Below are 17,267 nucleotides of genomic sequence, written 5' to 3'. Positions count from 1 at the left end.
CGTCACGGTGTCGGACCCGCACCGCGGGTCGCGTCCTCCCGGCCGAGTTCGGCGTAGGCGGCCAGCGCCGCCTCGGCCCGCGCCCGCACCGCGGCCCGCAACTCCGGTGGGTCGAGCACCTGCACCCCGGCGCCGAGACCGACGAGCAGCCGCGCCATCCATCCCGGCGACGCGTACCGCATCGACGCCTCGCAACTGCCGTCGGGCAGCACCTGCACGTCGGTGAGCGGGTAGTAGTCGAGCAGCCACGTATAGGCCGGGGCGATGCGCAACCGCGCGGCGGGCAGCGACGGGTCGCCCTCGAACAGTTCGAGGTGCTCGTCGTCGGTGATCGCCCGATGCGGGGGCCGCGCCGGCTCGTCGAGCACGGTGGCGGCGTCGATGCGGTCGAAGCGGAACAGCCGCACCCCCTCGGCGCTGCGGCACCACGCCTGCAGATAGGCGTGCTCGTCGATGATGACGATGCGGATCGGGTCGACGTCGCGTTCGGAGACGGTGTCGCGGGAGGCCGAATAGTAGGTCAGGTGCACGGCGCGACCGTCGCGCACCGCGGCCCGCACCTGTCCGGCCGCATCCGAGTCCGCGGCCGCCTCCGGATCCGGTTCGGCAGTCGCCGCGGTGGCGGCATCGGCGGGCAGCGCGGCGGTCCCGGCCGCCGCCTCGATCTTCGCGATCGCCGACTGCGCCGCGGACGGGTCGACGACCCCGGGCATCTCCTGCAGCGACCGCAGCGCCACGAGCAGCGCGGTGGCCTCGGTGGAGGTCAACCGCAGGGGACGTTCGATACCGGCGGTGAAGGTCACCACGATGCTGTCCTCGGAGAACGACAGGTCGATCAGGTCACCGGGTCCGTAGCCGGGCAGCCCGCACACCCACAGCTGGTTCAGATCGTCCATCACCTGCTTCGGAGTGACCCCGAGATCACGGGCGGCCTCGGCCGCGCTGATGCCCGGGTGGGCCAGGAAGTAGGGCACGAGATTGAGCAGCCGTCCCAGTCGCGCCGACAGTCGTGTGCTCATCGCTCCTCCTCCCCCGCATCCGTGGCCGCCTGTTCGAGAATGCGGTGCACCTCGGCCCGCAACTCCGGCGGGTCGAGCACCAACGCGTCCGCGCCCTGCCCGGCGACGATCCGGGCGATCCACTCCCACGAGCGCACCGGCACCTCGAGTTCCACCCCGTCCCGCTCTCCGATCCGCCGGGCCGCGCCGGACCGTCCGAGCCGGCGCAACTCCCACGCGCGGCCGTCGGCCACCCACAGGCGCGCCGACCCGCTCACCTCCGCCGGGGAGGTCGCGGCGAGCACCCGCCCCCGCAGATCCACCCCCTCCGGGATCTGCACCGCCCCCTCCGGGCCGATCGCGGTGATCTCGTCGCCGATGCGCGAGAGCCGGAAGGTGCGCACCGCGTCGCGATCGCGGTCGTGGCCGACGAGATACCAGCGGCCGTGCACGGTGACCACACCCCACGGTTCGACGGTGCGCGTCGACCACGGCTCGGTCGGGGAACTGCGGTGGGTGAACCGCACCGCGCGGCGCGCGTCGATCGCGGCGAGCAACGCCGTCAACGCGGGTTCGGAGCCGCGGGCGCGCGGCGGCAGCGGCGCCACCACGTCCCCGCCGTCGGTGTCGACGCGGATCCCGGCGGCGCGCAACTTGAGCACCGCGCCCTGCGCGGCGGCGGTCAACTCCGGCGATTCCCACAGCGCGGCGGCGACGGCCACGGCGGCGGTCTCCTCGCGGGTGAGGTCGATCTCGGGAAGTTCGTAGGCGTCGCGGTTGATGCGGTAGCCCTCCACCGTCGACGACCGCGACGGCCGGCCCGTCTCGAGGGGCACCCCGAGATCGCGCAGTTCGTTCTTGTCCCGCTCGAACATGCGGCTGAACGCCTCGTCGCTCGCGCATTCGGAGTAGCCGGCCACCGAGGCACGGATCTTCTCCGCGGTCACGAACTGTCGGGTGGACAGCAGCGCGATGACCAGGTTCACCAGCCGTTCGACTTTCGAGATCGCCACGCGCCAACCCTAGTGCCCGCACGCCGCCGGCACCGCATCACCGTCCATCGGATCGGACCGGATGGTCCGATCCGATGGACGGCGGTACTCACATGGAGGCGATGAGCCGTTCGACGCGTTCGTCCACCGACCGGAACGGGTCCTTGCACAACACGGTGCGCTGCGCCTGATCGTTGAGCTTCAGGTGCACCCAGTCGACGGTGAAATCGCGGCCCGCGGCCTGCGCGGCGGCGATGAAATCACCGCGCAGCTTCGCGCGGGTGGTCTGCGGTGGGGTGTTCACCGCCGCGTCGACGGACTCGTCGTCGGTGGCCCGCGCCGCCAGCCCCTTGCGCTGCAGCAGGTCGAACACGCCGCGACCGCGCTTGATGTCGTGATAGGCCAGGTCGAGCTGGGCGATCTTCGGGTCGGACAGCTCCATGCTGTAGCGGTCCTGGTAGCGCTGGAACAGCTTGCGCTTGATCACCCAGTCGATCTCGGTGTCGACCTTCGCGAAGTCCTGCGATTCGACGGCGTCGAGGACACGGCCCCACAGGTCCACCACCTGCGCGACGTGCGGATCGGGTTCGCGCTGGTGCAGATACTCCACCGCCCGCGCGTGGTATTCGCGCTGGATGTCCAGCGCGCTGGCCTGCCGGCCCCCGGCCAGGCGCACCGGGCGCCGGCCGGTCAGGTCGTGGGAGACCTCGCGGATGGCACGGATCGGGTTGTCGAGCGCGAAGTCGCGGAACGGCACCCCGGCCTCGATCATCTCGAGCACCAGCGCCGCCGACCCCACCTTGAGCATGGTGGTGGTCTCGGACATGTTCGAGTCCCCGACGATCACGTGCAGGCGCCGGTACTTCTCGGCGTCGGCGTGCGGCTCGTCGCGGGTGTTGATGATCGGCCGCGACCGGGTGGTCGCCGACGAGACGCCCTCCCAGATGTGCTCGGCGCGTTGCGACAGGCAGAAGGTGGCGGCCTTGGGGGTCTGCAGCACCTTCCCGGCGCCGCAGATCAGCTGGCGGGTCACCAGGAAGGGCAGCAGCACATCGGAGATGCGGGAGAACTCGCCGACGCGGGCGACGAGATAGTTCTCGTGGCAGCCGTAGGAGTTGCCCGCCGAATCGGTGTTGTTCTTGAACAGGAAGATGTCGCCGCCGATGCCTTCCTCGGCGAGACGCTGCTCGGCGTCGATGAGCAGTTCCTCGAGGACCCGCTCGCCGGCATGGTCGTGCTCGACGAGCTGGAGCAGGTCGTCGCACTCGGCGGTGGCGTACTCGGGGTGCGAGCCGACATCGAGATACAGTCGCGCCCCGTTCCGCAGGAAGACGTTCGAACTGCGCCCCCAGGACACCACCCGGCGGAACAGATAGCGGGCCACCTCGTCGGGGCTCAACCGACGATGCCCGTGGAAGGTACACGTGACGCCGAACTCCGTCTCGATACCCATGATTCGTCGCTGCACACCTCGACAGTACCGCGCGAACCCGACCCCCATGGGTCGCAACGACATCTACGGTCGAGGTGTGATCGTTCCCGAGCGTTACCGCACCGCCGACCGGGCCCTGTTCGAGCGCTCCGGGGCGCTGCGCCCGTCCCCCGCCGACCCGCTGCTGCGCGATCTCGGGCGGGCCGCCGACCACAGTGTGCTGTGGGTCGCGTGCGCCGCGGTGTGCGCCGCCGCCGGGGGTCACGCCCGCCGCGGCGCGGTGCGGGGACTGTTGTCGGTGGCCGGGGCCAGCGCCCTGACCAACGGGCTGCTCAAACCGCTGCTGCCGCGCCGCCGCCCCCCGGCGCGCACCGACCCGAAGTTCGCGCGCCGCACGGTGCCGATCCCCCGTTCGTCGTCGTTCCCGTCCGGGCACGCGGCCTCCGCGGCGGCGTTCGCGACCGGGATGGCGCTCGAATCCCCTGCGGCCGGGGCGGTTCTGGCGCCGTTGGCCGCGGCGGTGGCCTATTCGCGGGTGCACACCGGTGTGCACTGGCCCGGCGATGTGGTCGTCGGTGCCGCGGTCGGGGCGACGGTGGCGTGGTCGACGCGCCGCTGGTGGGCGGTGCGCAACCGCGAACCGGCCGACGTGCAGGTCGCGGCGGCCGCACCCGCCCTCCCGAGCGGCGAGGGGATGCTGCTGGTCGTCAACCGCGACGCCGGGACCGCCGAGGAGATCGCCGCGGCCGTCACCGCCGCGCTGCCGGGGGTGCGGCGCGTCGACCTGGATCCCGACCGCGATCCGGCGGAGCAACTGGGGCGGCTGCTGACCGAGGACCGACCGCAGGCGGTGGGGGTGTGCGGCGGGGACGGCACCGTCGCGGCGGTGCTCGACGTCGCCGTCGACGCGCGACTGCCGGTGGCGGTCTTCCCCGGCGGCACCCTCAACCATTTCGCACTCGATCTCGGGGTGGTGGACCTGGACGAGACGGTGCGGGCGGTCACCGCCGGGCAGGCTGTGGCCGTCGGGCTCGGGCAGGTCACGGTCACCGGACCGGACGGACGCACGGTGCGGCGGTTCGTCAACACCGCCAGCCTCGGCGGCTACCCGGATACGGTGCGGTTGCGGCAACACTGGGAACCGCGGATCGGCAAGTGGCCGGCGGCGGGCCTGGCGATGCTCGCGGTGCTGCGCACGGCGAGCCCGATGCCGGTCCGCATCGACGGGGCGGGGCGGGCGGTGTGGTTGCTGTTCGTCGGCAACGGCCGCTACACCCCGGCAGATCAGGTGCCGATGTCCCGCGCACATCTGGATCCGGGCACCCTCGACGTGCGGTATCTACCCGCCGAGAGCCGGTTCTCGCGGCTGCGGCTGCTGGTCGCTGCGGCGACCGGCACCCTCGGCGCGTCACCGATGTACCGGCAGCGGCACAGCCCGACCCTGTCGGTGGAGGTCATCGGGGATCCGGTGGCGTTGGCCACCGACGGGGAGGTCCTCGCCGACGGCACCGGTTTCACGTTCGAGGTGGTGCCGTCGGCGTTGACGGTCTATCGGCTCGCGGCGGATCAGCCCGCCTCGGGACCGGACCCGGTATCCGAACCGGTCGCGGTCTCGGACCCCGACTCGGGAGCCGGATCGGCGGGCGCCTCCGACGGCGCCGCCTGAGCAGAACCACCGGTGCTGGGCAGCAGCGCGTCGAGCGCCGCCCCCGAGATGCGCCGGAAGGCGCGGCGCGGCCGCTGCTTCTCGAGCACCGCGACCTCGAGTTCCCCGCGGCCGAGAACCCGCGGCGCCGCATCGGCGGTGGCGGGCTGCTGCAGCGCGGTCACCGCCACGGCGACGGCCTCGTCGAGCGGCAGACCCGGCTTGTACGACGAGCGCAACGCCGTGACGATCGGTTCGGTGTTGCCGCCCATCACCACGAACTGCGGTTCGTCGACGATCGACCCGTCGTAGGTGATGCGGTACAGCTGCGGGCCGTCCTCGGTGTCGGCGCGCCCGACCTCGGCGACGCAGATCTCCACCTCGTACGGCTTGGGCTGCTCGGTGAAGATGGTGCCGAGGGTCTGCGCGTAGGCGTTCGCCAGCGCCCGCCCGGTCACGTCCCGCCGGTCGTAGGAGTAACCGCGCATATCGGCGTGCATGATCCCGGCACGCCGCAGATTCTCGAACTCGTTGTACTTGCCGACGGCGGCGAAACCGACCCGGTCGTACAGTTCGCTGATCTTGTGCAGCGCCTTCGACGGATTCTCCGCCACCAGCAGCACACCGTCGGCGTAGGTCAACGCGATCACCGACCGGCCCCGGGCGATGCCCTTACGGGCCAGCTCCGAGCGATCGCGCATGATCTGCTCGGCGGACGCATAGTACGGAAGTGTCACCGGGCATCTCCTGCGGTGCGGTCGGCCACGATGGTGCGGGCCAGATCGGACAGGGTTTCCTCCGCGACCGCCACGGCCCCGGCCGCGGTGATCACCACCGCCGTCGGGTAGATCCCGCGGGTGGTGTCGGGACCACCGGTGGCGGTGTCGTCGTCGGCCGCGTCGTACAACGCCTCGACGGCGCTGCGCAGCGCGCTCTGCTCGTCGGCGTCGGCGCGGTAGAGCTTCTTGAGCGACGAGCGGGCGAACAACGATCCGGAGCCGACCGCGTGGTAGCCGGCGCGTTCCTCGTAACGGCCACCGACCACGTCGTAGGACACGATCCGCCCGGCGCGGTGCGCGTCAGGCGCGTCGAGGTCGAAACCGACCAGCAGCGGCACCACGGCCAGGCCCTGCATGGCCGCGCCGAGATTGCCGCGCACCATCGACGACAGCCGATTGGCCTTGCCGTCGAAGGTCAGCGGCACGCCTTCGATCTTCTCGTAGTGCTCGAGTTCGACCGCGAACAGCCGTACGAGCTCGATCGCCAGGCCCGCGGTGCCGGCGATACCGGCCGCCGAGTAGTTGTCGGTGATGAACACCTTGTCGACATCGCGGGAGGCGATCAGGTTGCCCATGGTCGCGCGCCGGTCGCCGGCGATGAGCACACCCCCGTCGAAGGTCAGCGCCACGATGGTGGTGCCGTGCGGGGCGAGGTCCACGTGGTCACCTCGTTCGAACCGGAACCGGTTCTCCGGCAACATCTCCGGGGCGTGCATCCGCAGGTGGTCGGAGAACGACGACAAGGGCGACGCGAGGTGCAGCTTCGGCTGCACCTCGCGGTAGGGAAGAGAGGACCGTTCGGCTGTCACTGGCCACCTTTCTGCACATATGCCCGCACGAAGTCCTCCGCGTTCTCCTCGAGCACGTCGTCGATCTCGTCGAGAAGATCGTCGGTCTCCGAGGCGAGCTTCTCGCGACGCTCCTGACCGGCACCGCCGTCACCGACGACCTCGTCGTCGTCTCCGCCGCCACCGCGTGTGGTCTGCTCCTGTGCCATAGCCGCCGACCTCCTCCTGTACTCGGCGCGGAACCGTCACCGGTCGACGATCGGTGTGGTCACCGCTGCTTCGAACTCCTACCCTACCCAGCGAACCGGTCCACCGGTGGCGACACGCGTACTCGCGACCTGTGTTCCGGCGACCGCCCCCTGCCGGGCGGGCGGTCAGTGGGTGAGCTGATCGACCAGTTCCGCCGCCGACTGCGCCGTCTCGAGCAGCTCCCCGACATGCGCGCGGCTGCCGCGCAGCGGCTCGAGCGTCGGGATGCGCACCAGCGACTCGCGACCGAGATCGAAGATCACCGAATCCCAGCTCGCCGCCGCGATATCGGCACCGAAGCGGCGCAGGCACTCGCCGCGGAAGTAGGCGCGGGTGTCCGACGGCGGGGTGTGCACCGCGTCGAGCACCTGCTGCTCGGACACCAGCCGCTGCATCGATCCGCGGGCGACGAGCCGGTTGTACAGGCCCTTGTCCAGGCGCACATCCGAGTACTGCAGGTCGACCATGTGCAGGCGCGGCGCCGACCACGAGAGCCCCTCACGGTTGCGGAAACCCTCGAGCAGCCGCAGCTTCGCGGGCCAGTCCAGCAGGTCGGCGCATTCCATCGGGTCGCGTTCGAGCAGGTCGAGCACCATCGCCCACTTGTCGAGGATGTCGAGGATCCGCTTGTCCTCGGTGCCGTCGTGGAACTTCGCGACCCGTTCGTGGTAGATCCGCTGCAATGCCAGGCCCGTCAGCTCGCGGCCGTCGGCGAGCGCGACGGTCTTGCGCAGCGACGGGTCGTGGCTGATGTGGTGCACCGCGGTGACCGGGCGGGCGAGCTGCAGATCCGACAGGTCGATGCCGGCCTCGATCAGGTCGAGCACGAGCGCGGTGGTGCCGACCTTGAGGTAGGTGGACATCTCCGCCAGATTCGCGTCGCCGATGATCACGTGCAGCCGCCGGTACTTGTCGGCGTCGGCGTGCGGCTCGTCGCGGGTGTTGATGATGCCGCGCTTGAGGGTGGTCTCGAGACCGACCTCGACCTCGATGTAGTCGGCGCGCTGCGACAACTGGAAACCGGGCTCGTCACCGGACTGGCCGATCCCCACCCGCCCGGAGCCGGTGATGACCTGCCGGGAGACGAAGAACGGGGTCAGGCCCGCGACCACCGCGGAGAACGGGGTCTCGCGGTCCATCAGGTAGTTCTCGTGGGTGCCGTAGGAGGCGCCCTTGCCGTCGACGTTGTTCTTGTACAGCTGCAGTCGCGGTGCGCCGGGCACACTCGAGGCGTGCCGGGCGGCGGCCTCCATCACCCGCTCCCCGGCCTTGTCCCAGATCACCGCGTCGAGGGGGTCGGCGACCTCCGGGGCGGAGTATTCGGGGTGGGCGTGGTCGACGTACAGGCGCGCCCCGTTGGTGAGGATCATGTTCGCGGCACCGACCTCGTCGGCGTCGATGACCGGGGCCGGGCCGTTGAACCGGCCCAGATCGAAGCCCCGCGCGTCGCGCAGGGGCGATTCGACCTCGTAGTCCCAGCGGGTGCGCCGGGCACGCGGCACCCCCTCGGCGGCCGCGTAGGCCAGCACCGCCTGCGTGGAGGTCAGGATCGGGTTCGCCGATGGCTCGTTGGGTGAGGAGATCCCGTACTCGACCTCGATACCGATGATCCGCTGCATGCCGTCGAGCCTAGGCGATCCGGACGCTCACGGTCGTGAACAGCCCCGCGACCGGTCAACGGTGCGGCTGCGGGGTGCAGTCCAGATAGCCGTACGCCCCGATCGTCTGCAGCGCCACCCGCACCGGCAGCGGCGCCCAGCTCGCCTGCCGGTCGGTCCCGAGCCGCGGGTCGCGCACCGGGATCGCCCGGCCCCGGGTGTGCACCACCGCCTCACCGGCGGCGCACACATTGCGCACCCAGTCGGTGTCGGCGCCGTAGGTCAACGCGATCCGCAGATCGTCGCCGGCGGTGAACAACAGCACCGGGGTGCGGAACACCCGGCCCGAGCGGCGCCCGCGATGTTCGACCACCGCGAGGCCCGGCAGCAGCTGCGCGAAGGGGGTGGCGACCCGGTTGGTGACGATCTTGTTGAACCGGGCCATGGTGCGCGGCAACGGCATGGACGGTCCTCCCCGACAGGCCGCGACGGCCGGACCTTCCGGAGGAGGGAAGGCCCGGCCGTCGAGGGTCGATTCCTACAGGTACTGGCCGGTGTTCGACTCGGTGTCGATCGCGCGGCTCGCGCTGGCGTTCTTGCCGGTGACCAGGGTGCGGATGTACACGATCCGCTCGCCCTTCTTCCCCGAGATCCGGGCCCAGTCGTCCGGATTCGTGGTGTTGGGCAGATCCTCGTTCTCGGCGAACTCGTCGACGATCGAATCGAGCAGGTGCTGGACCCGCAGACCGGGCGCCCCGGTCTCGAGCACCGACTTGATCGCGTACTTCTTCGCCCGGTCGACGATGTTCTGGATCATCGCGCCGGAGTTGAAGTCCTTGAAGTACAGGACCTCCTTGTCGCCGTTGGCGTAGGTGACCTCGAGGAACCGGTTGTCCTCGGATTCGGCGTACATCCGCTCGACGACCCGCTCGATCATCGCCCGCACGCACGCGGCCCGATCGCCGCCGAACTCGGCGAGATCGTCGGCGTGCACCGGCAGACTCTCGGTCAGGTACTTCGAGAAGATGTCCTGCGCGGCCTCCGCGTCCGGACGCTCGATCTTGATCTTCACGTCGAGGCGGCCGGGCCGCAGGATCGCCGGGTCGATCATGTCCTCACGGTTCGAGGCGCCGATGACGATGACGTTCTCGAGTCCTTCGACACCGTCGATCTCGGCGAGCAGCTGCGGCACCACCGTGGTCTCCACATCGGAGGACACACCGGAGCCGCGGGTGCGGAAGATCGAGTCCATCTCGTCGAAGTACACGATCACCGGGGTGCCCTCGGACGCCTTCTCCCGGGCCCGCTGGAAGATCAACCGGATGTGCCGTTCGGTCTCGCCGACGAACTTGTTCAGCAGCTCCGGGCCCTTGATGTTGAGGAAGAACGACTTCGCTTCCTTCGAATCATCACCGCGGGCCTCGGCGATCTTCTTCGCCAGCGAATTCGCGACCGCCTTCGCGATCAGGGTCTTACCGCAACCGGGCGGGCCGTACAGCAGCACACCCTTCGGCGGGCGCAGCGAATACTCGCGGAACAGATCCTTGTGCAGGAACGGCAGCTCCACCGCGTCGCGGATCTGCTCGATCTGCCGGCCCAGGCCACCGATGTCGCTGTAGTCGACGTCCGGGACCTCCTCGAGCACGAGATCCTCGACCTCGGCCTTGGGGATCCGTTCGAAGGCGTAACCGGCCTTGCTGTCGACCAGCAGCGAATCGCCCGGGCGCAGCGTGAACGAGTTCTCGTCGTCGACGAGCACATCGGTCCGGTTGTCGGCGGCGGCCGCGGCGAGCGGGGCCGCCAGCCACACGATGCGCTCCTCGTCGGCGTGCCCGACCACCAGCGCGCGGGTGCCGTCGTCGAGCACCTCCCGCAGGGTGGTGATCTCGCCGACGCGTTCGAAACCACCGACCTCCACGACGGTCAACGCCTCGTTCAGACGCACCGTCTGACCTGGCCGGAAGGTGTCGAGTTCGAGATTCGGGGACACCGCGACCCGCATCTTGCGGCCCGAGGTGAACACGTCGACGGTCTGATCGTCGAACGTCTCGAGCAGCACCCCGTAGCCGCTCGGCGGCTGGGCCAGCCGATCGACCTCCTCGCGCAGCGTGATCAACTGCTGGCGCGCATCCTTGAGGGTCTCGAGCAGTTTGCCGTTGCGGACCGTGAGGGACTCGAGCCGGGCTTCGAGGTCGCGTACCTGATCGGACGGTTCGCCGAGCCGACGACGCAAGGTCGCCACCTCTGCGCGCAACTCTTCGATTTCGCGTGCCGCCGCAACCGCATCCGGCTTCTCTGACGAGCTCATAGCGACTCCCTCCACTGTCGGTCATTCCACGCTACCGGGACATCGCCCCACATGGGGGAGGACACGAAACAGTCGTGTTCCGAACATGTGTCGCGTGTGGGACGCGCCATGGCGCCACGCCCCCGACACGCTGTTAGGCTCCCCTAATATCATGCGTCGACCGTTTCTCTCGAAAGGTACTCCTCCGTGACCCCACGTCCAGTTCGCACACTCTGCGCCGCCACCGCGCTCGCCGCCCTCACCGCCGTGACCGGCTGCAGCTCCGACGACGCCGGCGACGACACCGCTGCCACGACCAGCGCGACGACCACCACCAGCACCCCCGTCACCGCCGCGGTCACCGTCGAGCAGCTGCAGGAACAGATCGACGTGTTCTTCGACCCGGCCGCCACCACCGAGGACCGCGCCGCCGTCGTGGAGAACGGCACCGAGCGCACCGCCGTGCTCGACCGGTTCACCGGCGTGCTCGCCGGCTACCCCCTCACCGGTACCGTCGGCGAGATCACCACCGTCGACGCCGACACCGTCACCGCCACGACAGAGGTCGCCGGCCCGCACGGCGGCGCCCCGATGCCGCTGACCTTCGAACAGATCGACGGCACCTGGGTCATCGCCGACGAGAGCGCCTGCTCGATCCTGACCATGGGATCGCTCGGCTGCGAATGACCTCCACCGGTTCGCGGAGACCGGCGTCGGCTCAGCCCTTGCTGGGCCGACGCTGCGGCTTCGGGGTCTCCACCCCGTCCTGCAGCCGCCGGGCACTGACCAGGAACGCCGTGTGCCCCTGCATCCGATGCTCCGGGCGCACCGCCAGACCCACCACGTGCCACCCGCGCACCATCGACTCCCACGACCGCGGCTCGGTCCAGCAGGTCTGCTCCCGCATCGCCTCGACCACCCGCGACAGCTGCGTCGTCGTCGCCACGTAGACGATGAGCACCCCGCCGGGCACCAGCGCCTTCTTCACCGTCTCGAGCACATCCCAGGGCGCGAGCATGTCCAGCACCACCCGGTCCACACGGCCGTACTTCTCGACGTCGTAGTCCGCCAGATCCCCGAGCACCGTCGTCCAGTTCGCCGGGCGCTCCCCGAAGAAGGTGTCGACATTGCGCTCGGCGTACTCGAGATGGTCCTCGCGCACCTCGTAGGAGATCACCCGGCCGTTCTCCCCGACGGCGCGCAGCAGCGAGCACGTCAGGGCACCGGAGCCGGCGCCGGCCTCGAGCACCGTCGCGCCGGGGAAGACGTCACCCTCCTGCACGATCTGCGCGGCGTCCTTCGGGTAGATCACCTGCGCACCGCGCGGCATCGACATCACGTAGTCGACGAGCAGCGGACGCAACGCCAGATAGGGGGTGCCGTTGGTGGAGGTGACCACCACACCCTCATCGGTGCCGATCAGATCGTCGTGCAGGATCCCGCCGCGGTGGGTGTGGAACTCCTTGCCCGGTTCGAGCACCACGGTGTACTTGCGGCCCTTGGCGTCGGTCAACTGCACCCGGTCCCCCACCTGGAAGGGTCCGCTGCGCCCGAGTCCGCCTACTGCCATCGCCGTGTCCACCTTCGTTCCAGCCCCGCACCCGGGATCGGGCACGCGGGTCCGGCACCGTGTCGGACCCGCGTCCTAGCCTGCCAGGTGTGACCACAGCTGCGCCCACACCCCCCACCGACACGGTGCGGCCGGTCGCCCTGTCCCCCTCCCGCGCCGCCGACTTCACCCGCTGCCCGCTGCTCTACCGCTTCAAGGCCGTCGACCGGCTCACCGCACCCCCGACCCGCGCCCAGGCGCGCGGCACCGTCGTCCACGCCGCTCTCGAAGCGCTGTTCGCCCTCGACGGACCGGCCCGCACCCCCACCGCCGCGCAGGCCCTGCTGCCCGACGCCCTGGCCCGGGTCCTCGCCGCCACCCCCGATCTCGGCGTCGACACCGACGACGCAGCGTTCCTCGCCGAGGCCGCGGCGCTGCTGGGCACCTACTTCACCGTCGAGGACCCCACCGCCGTCACCGCAGACGGCTGCGAGCTGCGGGTGGAGACCACCCTCGACGGCGACGTCCCGCTGCGCGGCATCATCGACCGTCTCGACGTCGACGCCGCCGGTGCGGTGCACGTCGTCGACTACAAGACCGGTCGCGCCCCGTCCCTGCGCGGGGAGCGGGCGGCGCTGTTCCAACTGAAGTTCTACGCGCTGATCCTGTGGCGGCAGCGCGGCATCGTCCCGGCCTCGCTGCGGCTGCTGTATCTCGGCGACGGTCAGGTGCTGCACTACCGGCCCGATCCCGACGAGCTGGATCGCTTCGCACGGATCGTGCGGGCGATGTGGGCGACGATCCGGCAGTTGCGCAGCAGCGGCGACTTCCGCCCCCGTCCCGGCCCCGGCTGCCGGTGGTGCGATCATCGGGCACTGTGCCCGGCGTTCGGCGGTACCCCACCGCCGTATCCCCTCGACGGCGTTGCGACGCAGTCGATCCAGTCGACCCGATCGACACCGTCGATCCAGTCGACGTCGGGTGCGCCCCACCGCATCGAGCAGCAGGAGAATCCCGAGTGAGCGACGCCGCCTACTACGTGCCGGTCCCCCAGCCGGCCACCCCCACCGGTCCGGTCGAGGACGTCGAGATCGCGGTGTTCCGCCCCACCGACCGCACCGTCAGCACCTGGGGACCGCACCTGCAGCACGGCGCCCCGCCCTCGGCGCTGCTCGCCCGCGCCATCGAACGGCACCGGCCCCGCCCCGACACCCGCCTGAGCCGACTGACCGTCGAACTGCTCGGCCCCGTCCCGCTCACCGACCTCGAGGTGCGCACCCACATCGAACGACCCGGCCGCCGCATCGAACTCGTCGTCGCCGAACTGTGGGCCACCGCCCCCGACGGCACCCACCGCGCGGTCGCGCGCGGCACCGGCTGGCGCCTCGAAACCATCGACCTGCCGCAGGTCGCGCGCACCTCCGAAACCCCGATGCCCGCCCCCGGCAACTTCGAAGCCGCCGCCCCGCACGCCTCCTGGAAGGGCGGCTACATCGACACCGTCGACTGGCGCATCATCGTCCCCTTCGGCGTGCCCGGCCTGTCGTCGGCGTGGGTGCGCAGCGAGATCGCCCTCGTCGAAGGCGAAACCCCCAGCGGCCTCGACCGGTTGATGAGCGTCGCCGACGTCGCGAACGGTGTCGGATCCAAACTCGACGCCCGCGAGTACACCTTCCTCAACACCGAACTGACCGTGCACCTGTTCCGCGCCCCCGAGTTCGGTGAACAGGACTGGGTGGGGATCGCCGCCGAGATGTCCGTCGGACCCGACGGGATCGGAATGACCGCCGGTCTGCTCTACGACGAGACCGGCGCGCTCGGCCGCATCGCCCAGAACGTACAGGTGCGGCCCCGCTGATCAGCGGGGCCGCACCGGAAGACGACGGGAAGGTGCGCGTCTATTCGGGGGCGCGCATCGCCCGGCACGAGCGGATGTTCGACGCGAGGATCGCGCGGGCACCGATCTCGGCGAGCCGGTCCATCACCGCGTTGTGGCCCTTGCGCGGCACCATCGCCCGCACCGCCACCGAGTTCTCGTTCGCCAGCGGCGAGATCGTCGGCGACTCGAGACCGGGCGTGACCTCGACGGCCTGCTCGAGCAGGTGCTTCGGGCAGTCGTAATCGATCATCACGTACTGCTGCGCGAAGACCACACCCTCGAGACGGGCGATCAGCTGGTTCCGGGCCCGATCCGAGTGATCCGAACCCTCCCGCTCGATCAGCACACCCTCCGAATCGCACAGCGACTCCCCGAAGGCGACGAGATCGTGCTGCCGCAACGTCCGGCCCGAGCCGACCACATCGGCGATCGCGTCGGCGACGCCGAGCTGGATGGAGATCTCCACCGCACCGTCGAGCCGGATCACCTCGGCCTCGATGCCGCGGGCGGCGAGATCACGACGCACCAGATTCGCGTACGAGGTGGCGATGCGCAGGCCCCGCAGATCCTCGACCGACCAGTCGCGGCCCTTCGGCGCGGCGTACCGGAAGCGCGACGACCCGAAGCCCAGCGACAACCGCTCGGTGACCGGAGCCCCCGAATCCATCGCCAGGTCGCGGCCGGTGATCCCCAGATCCAGCTCGCCGGACCCGACGTAGATCGCGATGTCCTTCGGCCGCAGGAAGAAGAACTCGACCTCGTTGACCGGGTCGATGACCGTCAGATCCCGCGAGTCGGTGCGCCGACGGTAGCCGGCCTCCTGCAGGATCTCGGCGGCGGACTCGGACAGCGAACCTTTGTTGGGGACTGCGACGCGCAGCATGACGGAATTGGGTCCTTTCGAACGACGAGCAGAAGCGAGGATAGGGATCTACAGGGCACGGACGGCGGCACCGGCGAGCGGGCCACCGGCCGTCACAGATGCTTGTAGACGTCCTCGAGCTTCAGACCCCGCCCCACCATCAGCACCTGCACCCAGTACAGCAGCTGCGAAATCTCCTCGGACAGTTCCTCGTCGGACTGGTACTCGGCGGCGATCCACACCTCACCGGCCTCTTCGAGTACCTTCTTGCCCTGGAAATGCACGCCGGCGTCCAGGGCGGCGACGGTGCCGGAGCCCTCGGGGCGGGTCGCGGCGCGTTCGGACAGCTCGGCGAACAGGGAATCGAAGGTCTTCACAGGAGTCGATTGTTTCATGCCGCGCCACCGGCCCCGCAGCCAGGACACCGACACACGCCCAGAAGGCACCGACACCCGCTCAGAACTCGAGTTCGCGCCCGCTGACGAACCGCTGCGCCACCCCACTGATCGGATCGGTGAACTCCAGCGACCGCGCCAGCAACCGCAACGGATCGGTGAAATCGTCCGCGCAGCGCCGCCGGAACCGCGGATAGAAGTTGTCCCCCACGATCGGCACCCCCAACCACGCCAGATGCAGCCGCAACTGATGGGTACGACCGGTACGCGGGAACAACCGGTAGCGGGCCAGCTCCCCCCGCCGCTCGACCAACTCGATGCGCGTCTCCGAATTCGGCTCGTCGGCGAACTGCTCGGCCGTCAGCTCCCCGTGCCGCTTGACGATCCGGGTGCGCACCACCTGCGGGAACGACAAGTCCGGGCGGTAGCCGGCGACGGCCTCATACACCTTGCGCACCCGCTGCCGTTCGAACAGCTCCTGATAGGGCCGCCGCCACGCCGGATCCGACGTGCACAGCAGCACCCCGGCGGTCATCCGGTCGAGCCGGTGCACCGGCACCAGATGCGGTAACTCCAGCTCGCGCCGCAACCGCACCACCACCGACTCGCGGATGTGCGCGCCGCGCGGGATCGTCGCCAGGAAATGCGGCTTGTCGACGACGACGAAACCGTCCTCCCGGTGCAGCACGTGCACCGGGAACGGCACCGGCACCTCCGGCGCCGGATCGCGGTAGAAGTACACGAACCGCGTCGGCTGATACGGCGTGCGCGCGTCGATGCGGCGGCCGTGCTCGTCGACCAGCTCGCCCGCGGCCATGTGCGCCGCCCAGTCCTCCTCGGGATGGCCGGCCTGCAGGAACTCGACGATCGTGGCCGCGTCGACGTCGGCGGGCATCCGGACCCGATCGGGACCGAGCCCGTCGCGCACCGGCAGCGGTGCAGCACGCACCGGTCTACGCCTCCACGGGGTCCGGGACGCAGCCCTCACACACCAGAGTCAGCTCCCGGCCGTGGATGTCCGGATGGTTCCGATACCGCGAGGTGTGAGACCCGCACAGGGTGCAGCGGCCGATCACCGTCGCGGCGTCGCTGAACTCGACGTTCATCCGCCCGTCGAAGACGTACAGCGACCCCTCCCACAGACCCTCGTCGCCGAAGGTCTCGCCATAGCGGACGATGCCACCGTCGAGCTGGTAGACCTCCTCGAACCCGCGGTTGCGCATCAGCGCCGACAGCACCTCACAGCGCACCCCACCGGTGCAGTAGGTGACCACCGGACGGCCCTTGAGATGGTCGTAGCGTCCGCTGTCGAGCTCGGCGACGAAATCGCGGGTCGTGGCGACATCCGGCACGATCGCGTCCCGGAACCGGCCGATCTGCGCCTCGAACCGGTTGCGGCCGTCGAAGAACACCACCTCGTCGCCGCGCTCGGCGACCAGCTCGTGCACACCGTGCGGCGACAGATGGGTGCCGCCGTCGACGATGCCGTGCTCGTCGACCTTCACCTCGTCGGGCACCCCGAAGGTCACGATCTCCGGGCGCACCTTCACCGACAACCGCGGGAAGTCGTCACCGGTACCGTCGGACCACTTGATGTCGGTGTCCTTGAACGCCGCATAACTGCGCAACCCGCGCACATACTTCTTCACATCGGCGATGTCGCCGCCGACGGTGCCGTTGATGCCGTGCTCCGAGATCAGGATCCGCCCGGTCAACCCCAGCGACGACGCGAGGGTGTGCTGCCACAACCGGATCGCCTCCGGGTCGGGCAGCGGGACGAACTTGTAGAACAACACGATCTTCGGGACCGCCAC

18 protein-coding genes are annotated in these 17,267 nt (G+C 70.1%); 4 read left to right on the top strand and 14 right to left on the bottom strand.

Annotated elements, in window-relative coordinates; all coding sequences use genetic code 11:
* Positions 1-2 precede the first annotated feature (2 nt).
* From CKW34_RS12950 to pafA, 3 genes are all read right to left on the bottom strand, one after another.
* Complete coding sequence (locus CKW34_RS12950) at positions 3-1,019, bottom strand: helix-turn-helix transcriptional regulator (protein ID WP_059384487.1); 1,017 nt, start codon at positions 1,017-1,019, stop codon at positions 3-5.
* On the bottom strand, positions 1,016-2,011 hold the full coding sequence (locus CKW34_RS12945; protein ID WP_059384486.1) for a helix-turn-helix transcriptional regulator: 996 nt from the start codon (positions 2,009-2,011) through the stop codon (positions 1,016-1,018). Before CKW34_RS12945 ends, CKW34_RS12950 begins: the two co-directional genes overlap by 4 nt.
* Before the next feature lie 88 nt (positions 2,012-2,099).
* Positions 2,100-3,458, bottom strand: coding sequence for a Pup--protein ligase (pafA, locus tag CKW34_RS12940; protein ID WP_095092094.1), 1,359 nt, complete (start codon positions 3,456-3,458; stop codon positions 2,100-2,102).
* A 31-nt stretch (positions 3,459-3,489) separates the two neighbouring features.
* Here pafA and CKW34_RS12935 point away from each other — a divergent pair, with 31 nt between their 5' ends.
* Positions 3,490-5,088 carry a bifunctional phosphatase PAP2/diacylglycerol kinase family protein gene (locus CKW34_RS12935; protein WP_059384484.1) on the top strand — a complete coding sequence of 533 codons (1,599 nt, stop codon included), beginning with the start codon at positions 3,490-3,492 and terminating at the stop codon, positions 5,086-5,088.
* On the opposite strand, the gene prcA is transcribed toward CKW34_RS12935, so the two are convergent.
* The 6 genes from prcA to arc form a co-directional block, all read right to left on the bottom strand.
* A complete protein-coding gene (gene prcA / locus CKW34_RS12930) occupies positions 4,989-5,804 on the bottom strand; it encodes a proteasome subunit alpha (RefSeq protein WP_059384483.1) in 816 nt (271 codons plus the stop codon). The two genes, CKW34_RS12935 and prcA, sit on opposite strands and share 100 nt — an antisense overlap.
* Positions 5,801-6,655, bottom strand: a complete 855-nt coding sequence (prcB, locus tag CKW34_RS12925) for a proteasome subunit beta (protein ID WP_059384482.1) — start codon at positions 6,653-6,655, stop codon at positions 5,801-5,803. Before prcB ends, prcA begins: the two co-directional genes overlap by 4 nt.
* On the bottom strand, positions 6,652-6,843 hold the full coding sequence (locus tag CKW34_RS12920) for a ubiquitin-like protein Pup (RefSeq protein ID WP_059384481.1): 192 nt from the start codon (positions 6,841-6,843) through the stop codon (positions 6,652-6,654). Before CKW34_RS12920 ends, prcB begins: the two co-directional genes overlap by 4 nt.
* Before the next feature lie 165 nt (positions 6,844-7,008).
* Complete coding sequence (gene dop, locus CKW34_RS12915; RefSeq protein WP_006552172.1) at positions 7,009-8,502, bottom strand: depupylase/deamidase Dop; 1,494 nt, start codon at positions 8,500-8,502, stop codon at positions 7,009-7,011.
* 55 nt (positions 8,503-8,557) lie between these two features.
* Positions 8,558-8,944 (bottom strand): nitroreductase family deazaflavin-dependent oxidoreductase, encoded by a 387-nt coding sequence (locus CKW34_RS12910; protein ID WP_059384480.1) that lies wholly within the window; start codon positions 8,942-8,944, stop codon positions 8,558-8,560.
* Between the two features lie 75 nt (positions 8,945-9,019).
* Positions 9,020-10,789, bottom strand: a complete 1,770-nt coding sequence (gene arc, locus CKW34_RS12905) for a proteasome ATPase (protein WP_059384479.1) — start codon at positions 10,787-10,789, stop codon at positions 9,020-9,022.
* 186 nt (positions 10,790-10,975) lie between these two features.
* On the opposite strand from arc, the gene CKW34_RS12900 reads away from it, so the two are divergent.
* Complete coding sequence (locus CKW34_RS12900) at positions 10,976-11,455, top strand: hypothetical protein (RefSeq protein ID WP_059384478.1); 480 nt, start codon at positions 10,976-10,978, stop codon at positions 11,453-11,455.
* Between the two features lie 31 nt (positions 11,456-11,486).
* Here the strand turns inward: CKW34_RS12900 and CKW34_RS12895 are convergent, their stop codons facing one another.
* Positions 11,487-12,338, bottom strand: coding sequence for a tRNA (adenine-N1)-methyltransferase (locus tag CKW34_RS12895; protein ID WP_059384477.1), 852 nt, complete (start codon positions 12,336-12,338; stop codon positions 11,487-11,489).
* Between the two features lie 89 nt (positions 12,339-12,427).
* On the opposite strand from CKW34_RS12895, the gene CKW34_RS12890 reads away from it, so the two are divergent.
* Together CKW34_RS12890 and CKW34_RS12885 are read left to right on the top strand one after the other, a co-directional pair.
* A complete protein-coding gene (locus CKW34_RS12890) occupies positions 12,428-13,339 on the top strand; it encodes a RecB family exonuclease (protein ID WP_059384476.1) in 912 nt (303 codons plus the stop codon).
* Positions 13,336-14,175 carry a thioesterase family protein gene (locus CKW34_RS12885; protein ID WP_059384475.1) on the top strand — a complete coding sequence of 280 codons (840 nt, stop codon included), beginning with the start codon at positions 13,336-13,338 and terminating at the stop codon, positions 14,173-14,175. The genes CKW34_RS12890 and CKW34_RS12885 overlap by 4 nt, the downstream gene beginning before the upstream one ends.
* A 40-nt stretch (positions 14,176-14,215) precedes the next feature.
* On the opposite strand, the gene hisG is transcribed toward CKW34_RS12885, so the two are convergent.
* The 4 genes from hisG to trhO form a co-directional block, all read right to left on the bottom strand.
* On the bottom strand, positions 14,216-15,079 hold the full coding sequence (gene hisG, locus CKW34_RS12880; protein WP_059384474.1) for an ATP phosphoribosyltransferase: 864 nt from the start codon (positions 15,077-15,079) through the stop codon (positions 14,216-14,218).
* 92 nt (positions 15,080-15,171) lie between these two features.
* Complete coding sequence (locus CKW34_RS12875; RefSeq protein ID WP_170318512.1) at positions 15,172-15,453, bottom strand: phosphoribosyl-ATP diphosphatase; 282 nt, start codon at positions 15,451-15,453, stop codon at positions 15,172-15,174.
* 61 nt (positions 15,454-15,514) lie between these two features.
* Entirely contained in the window at positions 15,515-16,402 is an 888-nt protein-coding gene (locus CKW34_RS12870) for a pseudouridine synthase (protein ID WP_059384473.1), read from the bottom strand.
* A 4-nt stretch (positions 16,403-16,406) separates the two neighbouring features.
* Positions 16,407-17,267: an oxygen-dependent tRNA uridine(34) hydroxylase TrhO gene (gene trhO / locus CKW34_RS12865; protein WP_059384472.1), complete on the bottom strand. Its 861-nt coding sequence runs from the start codon at positions 17,265-17,267 to the stop codon at positions 16,407-16,409.

Source organism: Rhodococcus rhodochrous, from assembly GCF_900187265.1.
GTDB lineage: Bacteria > Actinomycetota > Actinomycetes > Mycobacteriales > Mycobacteriaceae > Rhodococcus > Rhodococcus rhodochrous.
This window is presented reverse-complemented; position numbering and strand designations above follow the sequence as displayed.

Bases quoted from the DNA above. Each gene is read 5' to 3' on its own strand.
- CKW34_RS12950 (WP_059384487.1), bottom strand. From the start codon at position 1,019: ATGAGCACACGACTGTCGGCGCGACTGGGACGGCTGCTCAATCTCGTG.
- CKW34_RS12935 (WP_059384484.1), top strand. From the start codon at position 3,490: ATGGGTCGCAACGACATCTACGGTCGAGGTGTGATCGTTCCCGAGCGT.
- CKW34_RS12920 (WP_059384481.1), bottom strand. From the start codon at position 6,843: ATGGCACAGGAGCAGACCACACGCGGTGGCGGCGGAGACGACGACGAG.
- dop (WP_006552172.1), bottom strand. From the start codon at position 8,502: ATGCAGCGGATCATCGGTATCGAGGTCGAGTACGGGATCTCCTCACCC.
- CKW34_RS12910 (WP_059384480.1), bottom strand. From the start codon at position 8,944: ATGCCGTTGCCGCGCACCATGGCCCGGTTCAACAAGATCGTCACCAAC.
- arc (WP_059384479.1), bottom strand. From the start codon at position 10,789: ATGAGCTCGTCAGAGAAGCCGGATGCGGTTGCGGCGGCACGCGAAATC.
- CKW34_RS12895 (WP_059384477.1), bottom strand. From the start codon at position 12,338: ATGGCAGTAGGCGGACTCGGGCGCAGCGGACCCTTCCAGGTGGGGGAC.
- hisG (WP_059384474.1), bottom strand. From the start codon at position 15,079: ATGCTGCGCGTCGCAGTCCCCAACAAAGGTTCGCTGTCCGAGTCCGCC.
- CKW34_RS12875 (WP_170318512.1), bottom strand. From the start codon at position 15,453: ATGAAACAATCGACTCCTGTGAAGACCTTCGATTCCCTGTTCGCCGAG.